This window comes from Pseudonocardia asaccharolytica DSM 44247 = NBRC 16224, from assembly GCF_000423625.1.
In the GTDB taxonomy this organism is placed as follows: domain Bacteria; phylum Actinomycetota; class Actinomycetes; order Mycobacteriales; family Pseudonocardiaceae; genus Pseudonocardia; species Pseudonocardia asaccharolytica.
The window spans coordinates 1-15,020 of record NZ_AUII01000015.1 but is presented as its reverse complement, the minus strand read 5'-3'; the positions used below and the strand labels follow the sequence as shown (position 1 = coordinate 15,020).

Annotated in this window: 19 protein-coding genes and 1 pseudogene; 13 read left to right on the top strand and 7 right to left on the bottom strand. The window is 69.1% G+C overall.

Annotation, left to right across the window (positions count from 1 at the left end; genetic code table 11):
* Positions 1 to 7: 7 nt before the first annotated feature.
* A complete protein-coding gene (locus tag G567_RS0116365) occupies positions 8 to 433 on the bottom strand; it encodes a Fur family transcriptional regulator (protein ID WP_028930825.1) in 426 nt (141 codons plus the stop codon).
* A gap of 189 nt (positions 434 to 622) precedes the next feature.
* Between G567_RS0116365 and dps the strand changes: the two genes are divergently transcribed.
* From dps to G567_RS29370, 4 genes are read left to right on the top strand one after another with little or no spacing between them, the layout of a single operon-like run.
* Positions 623 to 1,288, top strand: coding sequence for a DNA protection during starvation protein (gene dps / locus G567_RS0116360; protein ID WP_028930824.1), 666 nt, complete (start codon positions 623 to 625; stop codon positions 1,286 to 1,288).
* 10 nt (positions 1,289 to 1,298) lie between these two features.
* The gene (locus tag G567_RS0116355) at positions 1,299 to 1,652 is read left to right on the top strand and encodes a 2Fe-2S iron-sulfur cluster-binding protein (protein ID WP_051233193.1); all 354 of its coding nucleotides are present in this window, start codon (positions 1,299 to 1,301) and stop codon (positions 1,650 to 1,652) included.
* A gap of 50 nt (positions 1,653 to 1,702) precedes the next feature.
* Positions 1,703 to 2,455: an enoyl-CoA hydratase/isomerase family protein gene (locus G567_RS29375; RefSeq protein ID WP_051233192.1), complete on the top strand. Its 753-nt coding sequence runs from the start codon at positions 1,703 to 1,705 to the stop codon at positions 2,453 to 2,455.
* Between the two features lie 54 nt (positions 2,456 to 2,509).
* Positions 2,510 to 3,712, top strand: coding sequence for a fumarylacetoacetate hydrolase family protein (locus tag G567_RS29370; protein ID WP_051233191.1), 1,203 nt, complete (start codon positions 2,510 to 2,512; stop codon positions 3,710 to 3,712).
* Positions 3,713 to 3,879: 167 nt separating this feature from the next.
* Here the strand turns inward: G567_RS29370 and G567_RS0116335 are convergent, their stop codons facing one another.
* Positions 3,880 to 4,299, bottom strand: a complete 420-nt coding sequence (locus tag G567_RS0116335) for an acyl-CoA thioesterase (protein ID WP_028930822.1) — start codon at positions 4,297 to 4,299, stop codon at positions 3,880 to 3,882.
* Between the two features lie 38 nt (positions 4,300 to 4,337).
* Complete coding sequence (locus G567_RS0116330) at positions 4,338 to 5,078, bottom strand: MerR family transcriptional regulator (protein WP_051233190.1); 741 nt, start codon at positions 5,076 to 5,078, stop codon at positions 4,338 to 4,340.
* 98 nt (positions 5,079 to 5,176) lie between these two features.
* Between G567_RS0116330 and G567_RS0116325 the strand changes: the two genes are divergently transcribed.
* Positions 5,177 to 6,397, top strand: coding sequence for an acetyl-CoA C-acetyltransferase (locus G567_RS0116325; protein ID WP_028930820.1), 1,221 nt, complete (start codon positions 5,177 to 5,179; stop codon positions 6,395 to 6,397).
* Positions 6,398 to 6,439: 42 nt separating this feature from the next.
* Positions 6,440 to 8,605: a 3-hydroxyacyl-CoA dehydrogenase NAD-binding domain-containing protein gene (locus G567_RS0116320; protein WP_028930819.1), complete on the top strand. Its 2,166-nt coding sequence runs from the start codon at positions 6,440 to 6,442 to the stop codon at positions 8,603 to 8,605.
* A gap of 5 nt (positions 8,606 to 8,610) precedes the next feature.
* Here the strand turns inward: G567_RS0116320 and G567_RS0116315 are convergent, their stop codons facing one another.
* On the bottom strand, positions 8,611 to 8,976 hold the full coding sequence (locus tag G567_RS0116315; RefSeq protein ID WP_028930818.1) for a DUF1330 domain-containing protein: 366 nt from the start codon (positions 8,974 to 8,976) through the stop codon (positions 8,611 to 8,613).
* Positions 8,977 to 9,269: 293 nt separating this feature from the next.
* Here G567_RS0116315 and G567_RS36685 point away from each other — a divergent pair, with 293 nt between their 5' ends.
* Positions 9,270 to 9,401 (top strand): hypothetical protein, encoded by a 132-nt coding sequence (locus tag G567_RS36685; RefSeq protein WP_261763878.1) that lies wholly within the window; start codon positions 9,270 to 9,272, stop codon positions 9,399 to 9,401.
* A 42-nt stretch (positions 9,402 to 9,443) separates the two neighbouring features.
* Here the strand turns inward: G567_RS36685 and G567_RS0116305 are convergent, their stop codons facing one another.
* Positions 9,444 to 10,142, bottom strand: coding sequence for a class I SAM-dependent methyltransferase (locus tag G567_RS0116305; RefSeq protein WP_037057494.1), 699 nt, complete (start codon positions 10,140 to 10,142; stop codon positions 9,444 to 9,446).
* Positions 10,143 to 10,332: 190 nt separating this feature from the next.
* Here G567_RS0116305 and G567_RS0116300 point away from each other — a divergent pair, with 190 nt between their 5' ends.
* The 5 genes and pseudogenes from G567_RS0116300 (at position 10,333) to G567_RS36895 (ending at position 13,247) form a co-directional block, all read left to right on the top strand.
* Complete coding sequence (locus tag G567_RS0116300; protein ID WP_211223950.1) at positions 10,333 to 11,223, top strand: AraC family transcriptional regulator; 891 nt, start codon at positions 10,333 to 10,335, stop codon at positions 11,221 to 11,223.
* A 97-nt stretch (positions 11,224 to 11,320) separates the two neighbouring features.
* Positions 11,321 to 11,680 carry a GntR family transcriptional regulator gene (locus G567_RS0116295; protein WP_028930815.1) on the top strand — a complete coding sequence of 120 codons (360 nt, stop codon included), beginning with the start codon at positions 11,321 to 11,323 and terminating at the stop codon, positions 11,678 to 11,680.
* A 17-nt stretch (positions 11,681 to 11,697) separates the two neighbouring features.
* Positions 11,698 to 12,556: pseudogene (locus tag G567_RS29365) on the top strand (ATP-binding cassette domain-containing protein).
* On the top strand, positions 12,556 to 12,969 hold the full coding sequence (locus G567_RS36900) for a hypothetical protein (protein ID WP_307724168.1): 414 nt from the start codon (positions 12,556 to 12,558) through the stop codon (positions 12,967 to 12,969). Before G567_RS29365 ends, G567_RS36900 begins: the two are co-directional and overlap by 1 nt.
* Positions 12,939 to 13,247, top strand: a complete 309-nt coding sequence (locus G567_RS36895; protein WP_307724169.1) for a hypothetical protein — start codon at positions 12,939 to 12,941, stop codon at positions 13,245 to 13,247. The genes G567_RS36900 and G567_RS36895 overlap by 31 nt, the downstream gene beginning before the upstream one ends.
* Positions 13,248 to 13,332: 85 nt before the next feature.
* Here G567_RS36895 and G567_RS33370 read toward each other — a convergent pair whose 3' ends face one another.
* Positions 13,333 to 14,019, bottom strand: a complete 687-nt coding sequence (locus tag G567_RS33370) for a response regulator (RefSeq protein WP_084796192.1) — start codon at positions 14,017 to 14,019, stop codon at positions 13,333 to 13,335.
* A 3-nt stretch (positions 14,020 to 14,022) separates the two neighbouring features.
* The gene (locus G567_RS37230) at positions 14,023 to 14,850 is read right to left on the bottom strand and encodes a sensor histidine kinase (protein WP_084796191.1); all 828 of its coding nucleotides are present in this window, start codon (positions 14,848 to 14,850) and stop codon (positions 14,023 to 14,025) included.
* Between G567_RS37230 and G567_RS29355 the strand changes: the two genes are divergently transcribed.
* Positions 14,732 to 15,020 (top strand): helix-turn-helix domain-containing protein (locus G567_RS29355; RefSeq protein ID WP_154667158.1); only part of this gene is annotated, 289 nt, incomplete at its 3' end. The genes G567_RS37230 and G567_RS29355 overlap by 119 nt on opposite strands.

The window sequence follows — 15,020 nt, the reverse complement described above, 5'->3', positions numbered from 1 at the left end:
CCGGGAGTCAGGCGCGCCGGCAGTTCGCGCAGCGACCCCAGTACGTGACCTCGGCTTCGTCGATGAGGTAGCCGGGATCGTCGGCGGGAAGGAGGCAGGGAGCCTCGCCGACGGCGCAGTCGACATCGGCCACCGCGCCGCATTCACGGCAGATGAAGTGGTGATGGTTGTCGTCGACGCGGGTCTCGTACCGGGAGGGATGCCCGGCCGGTTCGACATGCCGGATCAGCCCGTGGCGCTGCAGGGCGTGCAGGACGTCATAGATCGCCTGGGTGGAGACCGCGCCCAGCCGCCTGCGCACCGCGTGCGCGATGTCCTCGACCGTAGGGTGGCCGTCGTGCTCGAGCACCGCGAGCACCGCCATCCGGGGCGCGGTGACCCGAAGGCCCGCGGCACGCAACCAGTCGGCATGTCTGCGGTCCTGGATCTGCATTCTGTGGCGATTCAATGGAATGAGCCTCTTGCATAGCCGACCCGGTCGCACCAGCCTATATTGCAGGCCCACCGGGCGGTAGCCGCCCGCGCGACGGAGCCAGAGTCGATGCCCCGGCGCCGCGTTCGGGCGGACGCCACCGGACCGGGATGACTCTGTGTGCACCGACGTCTACGCAGGAGGGTTGACATGACGGAGAAACCGCACGCCACCGGGACGGTTGCCCCCGGCGATGTCACCCGCCGGGTCGGGATCGAGATGCTCCGGCAACGCGGGATCGACGTCGAACAGCTGATCCAAAAGCTGATCGACAATGCCGCGGCGGAGTTCGCCTCGACGTACTATTACTACTCCATTCTTCGGATGTATCTGGCCGGGCACGAGGACTACAAGGAGATCTGCGAGGACGCCCGGCTGGAGGATCGCCAGCACTATGAGCTGATCCTGCCGCGCATTTACGAGCTGGGCGGATCATTGCCCTACAGCCTGCACGAGTTCGCCGACCGGGCCGGCTGCCCCCATGCCTACCTGCCGGGCACCGACAACGGCTCGCACCCGCCCGAGCAGCCACCCTCGGCGGCCGACATCCTCACCGTGCTGCTGGAGTCCGAGCGGTGCGCGATCCGCTCCTGGCAGGAGATCTGCGACATCTGCGCCGGTAAGGACCCACGCACCTACGATCTGGCCGCGCGGATCCTGAACGAGGAGATCGAGCACGAGGCCTGGTTCATCGAGCTGCTCGCCATGGAACGCGACGGACAGGTCCAGCCGTCCGGCCACTTCCGCCGCGGCGCACCGGGGGAGGCCCCCTACTCGCGCAACCGCGCCTTCCACCACGGCGGTGCCGGCAACTGACGAGCACCTCGTGGCCGGGGACGGAACCGACACGTTCCACATCACGTTCGAGTTTCCCGACGGAAGCGAGCACACCGTCACTACGGATCGCGACGAGTACGTCCTCGCGGCGGCCCGCCGGGCCGGACTCGACCTGCCGAGCCGCTGCGAGGTGGGCTGGGATCTGACCTGCGCGGTGCGCGTCCTGGACGGTGAGCTCGACCACACCGATGCCCAGCGCTACTTCCCGGCCGATCAGCAGGCGGGCTTCGCGCTGATCTGCCGCGCCACGCCGCGCGCCGATCTGCGGCTGCGCACCCACCAGGCCATCGCCATGCGCGATCACCGCCTCGCCCACCGGCTGCCGACCCCGTACGGCGTGTGACCCGCTCGGCCTCGGTGACTTCGTCCGCCATCGCGGCTAGGTTCCTGGCCATGATCGAGCGTTCGGACGACGGAGACATCGCGGTGCTGCGGCTGACCCACGGGCCGGTGAACGCCATGGACCTGGAGCTCTGCCAGAGCCTGATCGCGCATTTCCACGCGCTGGTCACCGATTCGGCGCGCGCCGTCGTCATCACCGGCAGTGGGTCGTCGTTCTCCGCGGGGGTCGATCTTCGTCGCTTTCTCGACGGCGGGGCCGACTACGTGAAACGGTTCATGCCCGCCCTCGCCGGCTCCTTCCAGGCCGCGTTCGAGCTGACCAAACCCGTGGTCGCGGCCGTCAACGGACATGCGATCGCCGGCGGCTGCGTGCTCGCCGCGACCGCCGACGTCACGCTGATGACCGACGGCAAGGGCCGGATGGGGGTCCCGGAGATCAAGGTCGGCGTGTCGTTCCCGCGGATCGCGCTGGAGGTCCTGCGCTACGCCGTGGGCGAGGTCGCGGCCCGCCGGTTGATGCTCGGCGCCCAGACGTACCCGCCCGCCGAGGTCAAGGCCATCGGGCTGGTCGACCAGCTCGTCGACGGGGACGAGCTGCTCACCCGTGCCGTGCGGACGGCTCGCGCGCTGGCGGAGGAGTCACCCGCGGACACGTTCGCCGCCACGAAGACCCAGCTGCGCCGCGAGGCGCTCGAGCGGACCGCCCGCTATGCCGGCGATGACGACACCGCGATCCAGCTGTGGAGCAGGCGGGCGACCGACGGCTGGACCGCCGCCTACCTGGAGGCGGCGACCCGGCGGTAACCCGTCGGGGCGGACTTCGGTGCCCCCGGGGCGGGCGCGTCGCTACGGTGAGGCATGCGGCTCGGCAGTTCTGGCACCCGTCCGGCAGGCACGCCCGCCCAGCCGCCGCTCGGCACCGCGCTCGGGGTCGTCGCCGGGAGCGGGCGGCCGGGCCCGTCGCGGATCGCGGCCCCGGTGGGTGACACAGTGCTCGACGTCGCGTCGCTGGCCGTCGCCGAGCATGGGCCGCATGCGGCGCTGCTCCAGCAGCCGAATCTCGACGGGCTGCTCGCCGCCGGACGTGCGGTCTGGCGGGAGGTGGTCGGGTGGTTGGCCGAGCGGCTGGCCGACCCGGACCGGCTGTCCGGCCATCTGTTGCCGGCCACCGGGGTGGTCCCGGTGCTGCCGTTCACCGTCGCGGACTACGTCGACTTCTTCGCCTGCGAGCAGCACGCGGTCAACGCCGGGAAGATCTACCGGCCCCGCGGCGAGCCGCTCGCCCCCAACTGGAGGCACCTGCCGGTGGGCTACCACGGGCGCGCGGGCACGGTCGTCGTCAGCGGGACGCCGGTGGCGCGGCCTGCGGGTCAGCGCGGGCCGGGGGATATGGGGCCGAGCGGCGCCCTCGATGTGGAGGCCGAGATCGGATACGTCCTCGGCAGTTCTCGGGGAGCCGCGGCCGAACCCGTCCCGCTGGAGGACGCGCTCGACCACGTCTTCGGTGTCGTGCTGCTCAACGACTGGTCGGCCCGTGACATCCAGGCCTGGGAGTCGCGGCCGCTCGGACCGCTGCTGGGCAAGTCGTTCGCGACGTCGATCTCCGCGTGGGTCACGCCACTCGACGAGCTCGCCGCCGCCTGGATCGACCCGCCGCCGCGCGATCCGCCGCCGTTGCCCTACCTGTTGGGGCCCACCGACCGCGGGCTGGACCTGACGCTGGAGATCTGGCTGAACGGCGAGCTGGTGTCCAGCCCGCCCGCCGCGGACCTGTACTGGACGCCGGCGCAGCTCATCGCGCACCTGACGTCGAACGGGGCGCCGCTGCGCGCGGGTGACCTGCTCGGCTCCGGCACCGTCTCCGGCGCGCGCCGCGAGCAGCGCGGCTGCTTCCTCGAGCTGGCCTGGAACGGAGCCGAACCGGTGGGTCTGGCCGACGGGTCGGCGCGCAGCTATCTGCTCGACGGCGACGAGGTGGTGATCACGGCGACGGCCCCCGCGGTGGGTGGTGGGCGGCTGTCGCTGGGCGAGGTCCAGGGCAAGATCCTGCCCGCGCGCTGAGGTCCGGACCGGCGGGCCTGCTGCCGGATGGCCGGTCCGGCGGCCTCCCGGGTCACCATGATCGTCATTTGGGCAGCGTCGGCCGCGATCGCCGCGGTTCCCGGCTCCCAAACCGCGATCAAGGTTGTCGGGCGGGCCCGGCCGGGCTCGCCCGATGCCCGATACGGCTAGGGCGCCAGTAGCGGCGAGGGCTCGCCCAGCGCATCGGCGATCAGGGGTGGGATCTCGCGCTTGCCCGAGCCGTCGGTGGCGACCACCACGTAGACCGTCCGCCCGGTGCAGGTGACCTCCCCGGACCGGCGCACCTCGAAGTCGAGCGCGAAGCTGGTCCGCCCGACCTTCGCCGTCGACACCGCGACGACGATCTCGTCGCCCCAGCCGATTCCGGCCTTCCAATCGATCTCCGAGCGCACGAGCTGCACGTCGTAGCCTGCCTCGATCATGTCCCGGTAGCGCAGCCCGCGGTCGAGCAGGAACGCGGTCATCGCGTCGTCGAAATAGGCGAGATACCAGGAGTTGAAGACGACGCCCTGCGCATCGACCTCGAGATAACGCACGTTGACCGGGTGCAGGAAGACATCAGCCACTCCGCGAGCGTATGCGCCCCGGCAGCGGTGCGAGCGCGTCAACCGATCCGCTCGCGGATGGCTCGGTTCACCGCGCGGCCGAACGCCGTGACGACGCCCTGCACCGTGATCGGCTTGAGCTTGCTGAGCATGGCGGTGAGCCGGTCGCGTTCCTCGGCCGGATGCCCGGCATCGCGGTAGGGCTGGAGGACCTGCCGCTGGAACAGCGCCATCAGGTCCTCCGCGAGCGCCGTGGTGTGCTTCTCGATGAGTTCGTGCGAGTCGCGCAGCAGAGGGGTGGGCAGACCGGAGTCGAGCATCTCCAGCCCGGGGCCGAACGGGCCGTGCAGCCGCATCATCCGGCCGGACTCCAGCCGCTCCAGCACTCCGAGCGCCTCCAGCGCGTCGAGGGCATCGTCATCCAGGGTGCGGCCGGTCCGGCGGTCGAGCTCGGCGCGGTCGATCTCCTCGATCTGCTCGGGCACCCACGGGCTCAGCAGCGCCCGGTGCAGCGCGAGCTCGTCGGCCCCCGCGGACAGGGGTATCCGTTGCAGATAGCGCTCGATCGCGGCGAGTGTGAACCCGAGCGCGGACAGCTCGCTGACCAGCTCCAGCCGGGCCAGGTGGGTGGGGCCGTACAGCCCGGTGCGGCCGCGCAGCCGAGGCGGGGGGAGCAGGCCGCGCCCGGCGTAGAAGCGGATCGTGCGGACCGTGATACCGCTGCGTTCGGCCAGCTCGTCGATGGTGAGCAGCTCGGGATCGGGCTCGGCGGGCGGGGTCGGCGGGGTCGGCACTGCCATGTGAGCAGGTTACGGCAGTCCTTGACCTATGTGACAGTACTGCTGTAACAACGGAGGGGAGTGTCCACATCGTTGGCACCAGCAGACGAGAGGTTCACATGAGCGAGATCCCCGAGGCGTACATCTACGACGCAATCCGCACACCGCGCGGCCGGGGCAAGGCTTCCGGCTCGCTATACGAGGTCAAGCCGGTATCGCTGGTCATCGGGTTGATCAACGAGATCCGCACCCGTTTCCCTGAGCTCGACCCGGCCGTCATCGACGACGTCGTGCTCGGGGTGGTCTCGCCCATCGGCGACCAGGGTGGCGACATCGCCAAGACGGCCGCGATCGCGGCGGGCCTGCCCCACACGGTCGCCGGCGTGCAGCTCAACCGGTTCTGCGCCTCGGGGCTCGAGGCGGTGAACGTCGCGGCGCAGAAGATCCGGTCCGGCATGGAGGACCTGGTCCTCGCCGGCGGCGTCGAGTCGATGTCGCGGGTACCGATGGGCTCCGACGGCGGGGCCTGGGCGATGGACCCGGAGACCAGCTACGAGACCGGTTTTGTCCCGCAGGGCATCGGCGCCGACCTGATCGCGACGATCGAGAGCTTCAGCCGCACCGACGTCGACACCTTCGCCGTCGAGTCCCAGACCCGCGCGGCCAAGGCCTGGGCCAACGGCTACTTCGCCCGTTCCGTCGTCCCGGTCCGCGACCGCAACGGTCTGACGATCCTCGACCGCGACGAGCACATCCGCGCCAACGCCAGCCTGGAGTCGCTGGCCGGGCTGACCCCGTCGTTCGCGATGATGGGTGAGGCCGGCGGCTTCGATGCCGTTGCGCTGCAGCGCTACCACTGGGTCGAGAAGATCGACCACGTGCACCACGCCGGCAACTCGTCGGGCATCGTCGACGGCGCGGCGCTGTGCCTGATCGGCACCGAGGCGGCGGGCACGGTCGCCGGGCTCACCCCGCGGGCCCGCATCGTGGCCACCGCGCTGTCCGGCGCCGACCCGACGATCATGCTCACCGGTCCGGCACCGGCCAGCCGCAAGGCGCTGGCCAAGGCCGGGCTGACCGTCGACGACATCGACCTGTTCGAGATCAACGAGGCGTTCGCCGCGGTCGCGCTGCGGTACATGCGAGACATGGGTATCTCGCATGACAAGACCAACGTCAACGGCGGCGCCATCGCGATGGGGCATCCACTGGGCGCGACCGGCGCGATGATCCTCGGCACCCTGCTCGACGAGCTCGAGCGCCGCGATCTGCGCTACGGCCTCGCGACGCTGTGCGTCGGCGGCGGCATGGGCATCGCCACGATCATCGAGCGCGTCTGACCATCCCCGCGCGAGCGGCACCAGAGATTGGACTGGAAACCAGTGAGTGAGCAGCAGGCCGTCCGCTGGGAGCGCGGCGCGGACGGGATCGCGATCGTCACCCTCGACGACCCGGGCCGCAGCGCCAACACGATGAACGATCGCTACAAGGCGGCGATGGGCCAGGTCGTCGACGAGCTGGTGGCGGCCAAGGACGAGGTCACCGGGGTGATCATCACGTCCGCGAAGAAGACCTTCTTCGCCGGCGGCGACCTGGACACCCTGATCAAGGCCACGCCCGCGGACGCCCCGGCGATCCTGGAGAACGTCACCGGGGTGAAGGCCCAGCTGCGCAAGCTGGAGACCCTCGGCAGGCCGGTGGTCGCCGCCATGAACGGCACCGCGCTCGGCGGTGGGCTGGAGATCGGCCTGGCCTGCCACCACCGCATCGGACTCGACGCCAAGGGCGTGGTCTACGGGCTGCCGGAGGTCACGCTCGGGCTGCTGCCCGGCGGGGGCGGCGTCACCCGGATCACCCGGATGCTCGGCATCGTCGACGGCTTCATGAAGGTGCTCGCGCAGGGCCAGCGGCACCAGCCCGCCGCCGCGCTGGAGATCGGCATCGTCGACGAGTTGGCCGCGACGCCCGAGGAGATGATGGACAAGGCGCGGGCGTGGATCGCCGCGAACCCTGACGCCGCGCAGCCGTGGGACAAGCCGGGTTACAAGATTCCCGGCGGTATCCCGTCGAACCCGAAGCTGGCGGCGATCCTGCCGGCGTTCCCGGCGAACCTGCGCAAGCAGCTCAAGGGCGCTCCGATGCCGGCCCCGCGCAACATCCTGGCCGCCGCCGTCGAGGGCACCCAGGTCGACGTCGACACCGCGCTGCGGATCGAGGCGCGGTACTTCATCGAGCTGGTCACCGGCCAGGTCGCGAAGAACATGACCAAGGCGTTCTTCTTCGACCTGCAGCACATCAACGGTGGGGGATCGCGCCCGGACGGGTTCGACCGCTACTCGCTCACCAGGGTCGCGGTGCTCGGCGCCGGGATGATGGGGGCGGGTATCGCCTACGTCTGCGCGCTGTCGGGCTGGGAGGTCGTGCTCAAGGACGTCTCCATGGAGGCCGCGCAGAAGGGTAAGGCGTACTCCGAGGGTCTGGTCGCCAAGGGGGTCAAGCGCGGGAAGACCACGCAGGAGAAGGGCGACGCGCTGCTGGCCCGCATCCACCCCACGGCCGACTACGCCGACCTCGCCGGGTGCGACATGGTCATCGAGGCCGTGTTCGAGTCGGTCGAGCTGAAGCACCAGGTCTTCCAGGAGGCGGCGAAGGTCGTCAAGCCGGACGCCCTGCTGTGCTCCAACACGTCCACGTTGCCGATCACCGAGCTGGCCCGGGGCGTCGACCGGCCGGGCGACTTCATCGGCCTGCACTTCTTCTCCCCGGTCGACAAGATGCCGCTGGTGGAGATCATCCGTGGTGAGCAGACCTCGGACGCCGCGGTGGCCAAGGCGTTCGACGTGACGCAGGGGATGCGCAAGACGCCGATCGTGGTCAATGACAGCCGCGGCTTCTTCACCAGCCGGGTCATCGGCACCTTCCTCAACGAGGGCGTCGCGATGATCGCGGAGGGCATCGACCCGCAGACGATCGAGCAGGCCTCCTCGCAGGCCGGCTACCCGGCCCCGGTGCTGCAGCTGATGGACGAGCTGACCCTCACGCTGCCGCGCAAGATCCGCCAGGAGTCGAGGGTGGCGGTCGAGGCCGCGGGCGGGATGTGGAGCCCGCATCCGGCCGAGGCCGTGATCGATCGGCTCGTCGAGGAGTTCGACCGCAAGGGCAAGAGCTCGGGCGCCGGGTTCTACGAGTACGCCGACGGCAAGCGGGTGCGGTTGTGGCCCGGGCTGCGCTCGGAGTTCGGTGCCACCAATCACGACGTCGACCTGCACGAGCTGGCCGAGCGGATGCTGTTCGTCGAGGCCATCGAGTCCCAGAAGTGCCTCGACGAGGGGGTGCTCACCTCGGTGCCCGACGCCAACATCGGCTCGATCTTCGGCATCGGCTTCCCGGCCTGGACCGGGGGCGTGCTGCAGTACATCGAGGGCTACCCGGGCGGTGTGGCCGGCTTCGTGGCCCGCGCCGACGAGTTCGCCGCGAAGTATGGCGAGCGCTTCGCGGTGCCCGCGTCGCTGCGCGAGCGCGCACAGCGGACGTCCGCCGCGGCCTGATGCGGTCAGGCCGGGCGGGGGATGGTCGGTTGCAGCACCGCCTCGGTCAGCGCCTCCGTGCGCAGCTGGGTGCCCGCCTGGTAGCCCGGGTCGCGCACCATGTCGGAGAAGGCCTGCCGGCTCGGGTAGGACACCAGGAGAACAGCGTCCCAGGCCTGGCCCGGCTCGGCGACCACCGGCTCGGCGCCGTGGCCGTAGTACAACACGGTGGCCCCGACCTTCTCCGCGAACACCCGGAAGTGCGCGATGTACTCCTCGTACCGCTCGGCGCCGCCCTCGGCGAACCGCAGCAGGTTGAGCATGACGATGGGTTGGTCGGGGCCGGCGGCGAGGAACGCCTTCATGTCGGCACCGGTCGGGTTCACGGCCATGGGCCCATCCTGTCGCGCCGGCCGCCATGCAGCCGAGTTACTGGCCGGGCCCCTCCCCGCGAGTCGGGGTATTTCCGCGACCGAGTCGGGAACGGGTGGCAGCCGGCCCCGCGCGGGCATGCCCCGGCGAGGCTCATTCGGTGACCCGACGGGGTTCCCGATGCCACATCCCATCGTCGAGCAGGCCGTCGTGGTCACCGGTGCGTCCAGCGGATCGGACGGGCCGCGGTGCGGGGGTTCGCGCGATGCGGCTCGTCGGTGGTCGCGGCCGCGCGGAACGACGAGGTGCTCAGGTGGCCACCGTCGTCGCGAAGTACCATCAGGTCGAGCGGCTCGCGAGCGCCGCCGTCGAGAAGTTCGGCCGGATCGACACATGGGTCGACGGCGCCTCATGCGGCCCGGCGAGATGCACAGCCAACGGCTGAAGTCGAGCGCGAAGGTGAGCAGCGTCACGGACCGCAGCCACGTCACCGAGATGGTCTGGCAGCGGCGGGTTCCCGGACGGCCTCGTAGAACGTGACCCGGCCGAATCGGCCGACCCGGGAGGTGAGCGCGGCGGGCCGGGTGAAGCCGGCCTCGCGCATCAGGTTGGGAATGGCCTCGTCGAGGTTGTCGCGAACTCGCTGCGAGCGAAGCTGCAGCCGGGCCATCAGGCCGTCGGCGGCGCGCACCCGTCCACCGAAGTCGACGAGATAGAGCGCCCCACCGGGGGTGAGCACGCGCAGCACCTCACGCAGGGTCGCCCGTTTGGCGTCCGCATCGAGGTGGTGGAACATGAACGCCGAGAGCACCCGGTCGAATGTGGCGTCCGGGTAGGGAAGATCCTGGCCGTAGCCGTGGTCGAAGCTGACCTGTGGCCCACGCTCGACTTTGCGCCTCGCGCGGGCCAGCGCGAGCTCGTCCGGGTCGACCCCCACCATCTCGGTCGTCGGGTGGAGCTGTTTGGCGAGGATCGCCAGATTCCCCGTTCCGCAGCCGATCTCCAGCGTCCGCCTGCTGCGGTCCAGGCCCGCCAGGTCGACGAGGGTTCGGTGCTGTTCGGGCGCGCCGAACAACCGCTGAACCAGGTCGTAGAGCGGGAGGAGGCGATCGTGCCCAAAACCGGGGAGGTAGTCGTGGCCGTGACGATGGCTCGGCTCGCGGGCGGGAATGGTCTTGCTGCTCATGGCGGTGCCTCCGGGTTCGAGGATGATGACGCGGTCTGTCCACCCATCCTGAACGCCGCGGGCCCGGCGCGACCGCGCCGAAGTTTGCGCTGAGTAGGAGGATCCTTGCCAGGCCACCGCGGCATGACCGGCGCGGCCGAGGAGGTGCGACGTGGCCGGTACGGCGAGACGGGATCGGCGGAGCGCCCGCGTGCCGGTCTACACCTACGTCCCCGATCCGGTGCTGCCGCCGGTGTCGGTTCTGCGGTTGGATCCTGCCGCCTTCCACCGAAAGCAGCCCGGCGAGCACACCCACGACTTTCCCGGACTGGCGTATTTCGAACGCGGCGGCGGCTCGCTGCGCTCGGGGAACCGGGAGTGGCTGGTCGAGGCGGGTGATCTCTACGTGATCGCTCCCGGGGACGTGATGGGCATGGGCGAAACCGCCGGGCTGGAGCACGCCGGGGGTATCGCCGTCTTCTTCACCCAGGACGCGTTGGGGCCGGATCGGCCGGGAGCGTTCCTGTCCTGGCGGGCTCATCCGCTGCTGTTCCCCTTCGTGGGCGGCGCGGCGACCGGGGCGCTGCGGCTGAAGGTGCCCGAGGCCGACCGGGCGGGCTGGCTCGCACGAGTGAGGGCGATCGAGGCGGAACTCGCCGACCGCCGGGACGGTTACCGGCAGGCCGTCCTCGCCCATCTCGTCCTGCTGCTGGTCGGTGTCTCGAGGCTGGCGACCGACGTCGTCGGCGACCTTCGGCTCAATGACGAATCGTTGCTCGCCGAGGTGTTCACGGTGATCGAGCGGCGCTACCGGGGGCGGCTGTCGCTGAGCGATGTGGCCAGGGCGGTGAACCTGTCACCGGGATACCTGACGACCACGGTGCGGCGCATGACCGGGCGCACGGTGCAGGACTGGATCGCCGAGCGGCGCATGACCGAGGCGCGCCGCCTGCTGGCGGAGAGCGACCTGGGCGTCAGCGAGGTCGGTCGGATGGTCGGGTTCACCGACCCGGGCTATTTCGCGCGCTCCTTCCGGAGAATGCACGGCCTGACCCCGCGCGGATGGCGGTCGGCGGGCGGGGCACCGCGCCGGCCGGACTGATCCCCGGCCCGGCTTGACACCGAGACCACTTTGCCTCCATGGTTGGCTATATGAGTAATGAACCGATGAACCGAAGTCGGTCGCGGCGGGCGCCGTGATGGACGACGGCCGCCCGCTGTTCGTCCAGATCGCGGAGCGGATCGAGGGCGCGATCATCGATGGTTCGCTCGCAGAGGAGGCACAGGCGCCCTCGACCAACGAATTGGCCGCCTTCCATCGGATCAACCCGGCCACCGCTGCCAAGGGCGTGAACCAGCTGGTTGCCGACGGAATTCTCTACAAGCGACGGGGGATCGGAATGTTCGTGGCCACAGGGGCACGCACCCGGCTGCTGGAACGGCGCCGGGAGGAGTTCGGCCGTCAGTACATCGCTCCGCTGCTGGCTGAGGCACGCAAGCTCGGAATGGACGTCGAGGAGCTCAAGAAGATGATCGAACTGTGGGGAGACGATCGGTGACGACCGCCGTGGCCAGCATGCGTAACGTGACGAAGCGCTACGGCGACGTCGCGGCGCTGGACGAGGTGAGCCTGGACCTAAGGGAGAACCAGATCCACGGGCTGCTGGGCCGCAACGGCGCCGGCAAGACCACGATCATGCAGATCCTGTCCGGTCAGGGCTTCGAGACCGCCGGAGGGGTCGAGGTGTTCGGGGCGCATCCCCGCGAGAACGCCGACGTGCTGCGCCGGATCTGCTTCGTCAAGGAGTCGCAGCGGTATCCGGACATCTTCAAGGTCCGGCACGCGCTCGCCGCGGCGGAGCTGCTGTTCCCGAACTGGGACGCCGAGTTCGCCGCCTCGCTGACGGCGGAGTTCGGCCTGCCGCCGAACCGGACGATCAAGAAGCTGTCCCGGGGCAGCTCTCCGCGGTGGGTGTGATCATCAGGTTGGCCTCGCGGGCCCGCTGACCTTCTTCGACGAGCCCTATCTCGGCCTGGACGCCGTTGCCTGCCAACTGTTCTACGACCGGCTGCTGGCCGACTACGCCGAGCACCCCCGCACGGTCGTGCTCTCCACACACCTGATCGACGAGGTCAGCGAGCTGATCGAGCACGTCATCCTGATCGACAGGGGCAGGATCCTCATCGACGAGAACGCCAAGACGCTGCGCGGCCGCGCGGTCACGGTGACCGGGCCTGCGTCCGCCGTCGAGGCGTTCGCCGGTAGGCACACCGAGCTGCACCGCGAGCGGCTGGGCGGGTTCCTGCGGGTCACACTGCAGGACGCGCGGCCCACGATGAACGGCGATGGCCTGGAGTTCGAGCCGGTGTCGTTGCAGCAGCTCGTCGTCCGGACCACCCAGCAGTTCGCATCCGACCGGACGGAGGACTTGTGATGAACCGCGTGCTGCGCGTCGCCCGGATCCAGCTCGTCAACGCACCCTCCGTGCTCGGGGTGCCGGTGCTGGTCCTCGCCCTCGCGTTCCTGGCGAACCTCGCGATCTTCGGTGCGATCGGCGAGACACCGCCGAACACTTATATCGGCGCCCTGATCTCGATCTACATCGCCATGATGGTGACGCACCTGCAGACGATGACCCAGACCTTCCCGTTCGCGCTCGGGCTGAGCGTCACCCGCCGGGACTTCTTCGCCGCCGCCGGGCTCGTGGTGCTGGGCCAGTCGCTGGCCTACGGCGTGGGCCTGTACCTGATGCTGCTCGCCGAGCGGGCGACGGGGGATGGGGACTGTCGCTGGAGTTCTTCGGCCTGCCGTTCCTCGTGCACGACAACCCGCTGGTGCGGATCCTGATCTACACGGCGCCGTTCGTGTTCATCGGCTTCCTCGGCGTGTTCACCGGCGTGGTGTTCAAGCGGTGGGGGCAGTTCGGCATGTACGTGATGTGGCTCGGCCTCGGCGTGCTGCTGGCCGTCGCAGCGGTGCTCGTGACCTGGCGGGGCTGGTGGCCCGCGGTCGGCCGGTTCTTCGTCGAGCAGCCTGCGGTTGCGCCACTGGCCGGCTATCCGCTCGCGCTGGCTGTGCTGATGGTCGGTGCCGGGTACCTGACGCTGCGCCGCGCGACACCCTGATGCCCGGCAGCAGCCACTACGCACGACGACCCGAAACATGATCACGCCCTACCACCGGAGGACCAGGTCGTCACCGTGGTGGGGCTCAGTCACCGAAGCAAGGCTCCCGCAGAACTGGATCCTGTGGAAGAAGGCCGCTGGATAGGGCATATCTAACGAGATCAGCTTGGTTGCGAAGCCCTAATTTGCGCATTGCTGCGGCCCTATGGCCTTCGACTGTCCGGTGGCTAATTCCAAGTATCTCGCCGATATGCGCATTACTTTTTCCTTGCGTAACAAGCCGGACGACCTCGCGCTCCCGTCCGGATAGTACGTCGGTAGACAGTTCTCCGCCCTTGTCTCCATCGCCCACACGCTCCGCATAAGCGTCCAGCTTCGATACCGAGAGCGGAGGGCTGAGGTATCTTCTGCCGTCTGCCACTTCCCGCAGTCCGCGTACGAAATCTCCCGCCGGAGCCTGCTTGAGGACGTAGCCGGATGCACCCAATCGAAGTGCCTCCAAAACGTACGACTCATTCGAATACATTGAGAGCACGACCACTCTACAACGGGGATGGACCCTAAGCACTTCGCGAATTACCTCGAAGCCGGTCATGCCCGGCAGCATGAGATCTACTACGGCGATGTCCGGCCGCACCTTGCGAGCAAGCCGGACAGCTTCCTCGCCTTTGCCGGCCTCCGCGATGACCTCCATACCTAGTTGCGCACTTAGCAGGGCCCGAAGCGCCTCTCGTACCACACTATGATCTTCGACAAGGAGGATCTGGATCATCTATCACCATGCCTTGATCGGCAACGGAATTTTGGCGCGTATGCATGTCCCCTGACCAGGCGACGATCGGATTGTGAGCCTCCCGCCAAGTTCTTGTACACGCTCATCCATTCCACGGAGCCCACTACTCAGTCGGTCCACCTGGAATCCAACACCGTAGTCACGAACCGACACGACGAGATTCTCCGGTGATGAAGCGCACCGGACGGCGCAACGCTTGGCGCCTGCATGGCGAGCAATATTCGTGAGTGCTTCTTGGATAAGCCGATAAACCCCCAACTCAACTTCGCGAGGTAGCCTCTTGGCAAGTCCATCGTGAAGTAGTTCGACCAGGATCCCCGTTTGCTGCTCGAAGCGCTGGGTAAGCCAAATGAGCGCTGGGCCCAGGCCGAAATCGTCCAGAACGTGCGGGCGAAGAGCCAGACACAGGTCGCCTACGCGCGACGTCAGATCGGCCACGAGCGAGCTTGCTTCTTTAGCGATTTCGATGCCCGTTCCGCTGCTATGAAGGGCCATGCGCTCCAATGTGTAGTTGAGCGCCGTCAGTGTCTGGCCGACTTCGTCATGTAGTTCCCGCGCGACCCGGTGCCGCTCCGTTTCGTGTGCGTGGCGCAGCTCTACGGAGTACTTCTGGACCTCTTGCCGGAGCCTCCTTTCACAATCCCTAGTGTCTTGCGCCTGAAATTCGTTGATGATGTCTAGTATGGGCGTCGTGGCACGCACGGGACGGCCGGTGGCCGCGGTGACCTTGATCGACGACGAACGGGCGACTCTGGTGCGCTGGTCGCGGCGGGCGAAGTCGTCGCAGGCGCTGGCGCTGCGATCGCGCATCGTGTTGGCCTGCGCGGACGGTGGGTCCAATCAGGACGTGGCCGCCGATCTCGGGGTGTGGCCGCAGACGGTGGGCAAGTGGCGGCGCCGCTTCGTGGAGGCGCGCCTGGACGGCCTGTCCGACGAGCCGCGGCCCGGTGCTCCGCGCACGGTCACCGACGAGCAGGTCG

Excerpts from the sequence above, each read along its gene's own strand:
- G567_RS0116365 (WP_028930825.1), bottom strand. The coding sequence starts at position 433 with ATGCAGATCCAGGACCGCAGACATGCCGACTGGTTGCGTGCCGCGGGC.
- dps (WP_028930824.1), top strand. The coding sequence starts at position 623 with ATGACGGAGAAACCGCACGCCACCGGGACGGTTGCCCCCGGCGATGTC.
- G567_RS29375 (WP_051233192.1), top strand. The coding sequence starts at position 1,703 with ATGATCGAGCGTTCGGACGACGGAGACATCGCGGTGCTGCGGCTGACC.
- G567_RS29370 (WP_051233191.1), top strand. The coding sequence starts at position 2,510 with ATGCGGCTCGGCAGTTCTGGCACCCGTCCGGCAGGCACGCCCGCCCAG.
- G567_RS0116330 (WP_051233190.1), bottom strand. The coding sequence starts at position 5,078 with ATGGCAGTGCCGACCCCGCCGACCCCGCCCGCCGAGCCCGATCCCGAG.
- G567_RS0116325 (WP_028930820.1), top strand. The coding sequence starts at position 5,177 with ATGAGCGAGATCCCCGAGGCGTACATCTACGACGCAATCCGCACACCG.
- G567_RS0116315 (WP_028930818.1), bottom strand. The coding sequence starts at position 8,976 with ATGGCCGTGAACCCGACCGGTGCCGACATGAAGGCGTTCCTCGCCGCC.
- G567_RS0116305 (WP_037057494.1), bottom strand. The coding sequence starts at position 10,142 with ATGAGCAGCAAGACCATTCCCGCCCGCGAGCCGAGCCATCGTCACGGC.
- G567_RS0116295 (WP_028930815.1), top strand. The coding sequence starts at position 11,321 with ATGGACGACGGCCGCCCGCTGTTCGTCCAGATCGCGGAGCGGATCGAG.
- G567_RS36900 (WP_307724168.1), top strand. The coding sequence starts at position 12,556 with ATGAACCGCGTGCTGCGCGTCGCCCGGATCCAGCTCGTCAACGCACCC.
- G567_RS33370 (WP_084796192.1), bottom strand. The coding sequence starts at position 14,019 with ATGATCCAGATCCTCCTTGTCGAAGATCATAGTGTGGTACGAGAGGCG.
- G567_RS37230 (WP_084796191.1), bottom strand. The coding sequence starts at position 14,850 with ATGCGCGATCGCAGCGCCAGCGCCTGCGACGACTTCGCCCGCCGCGAC.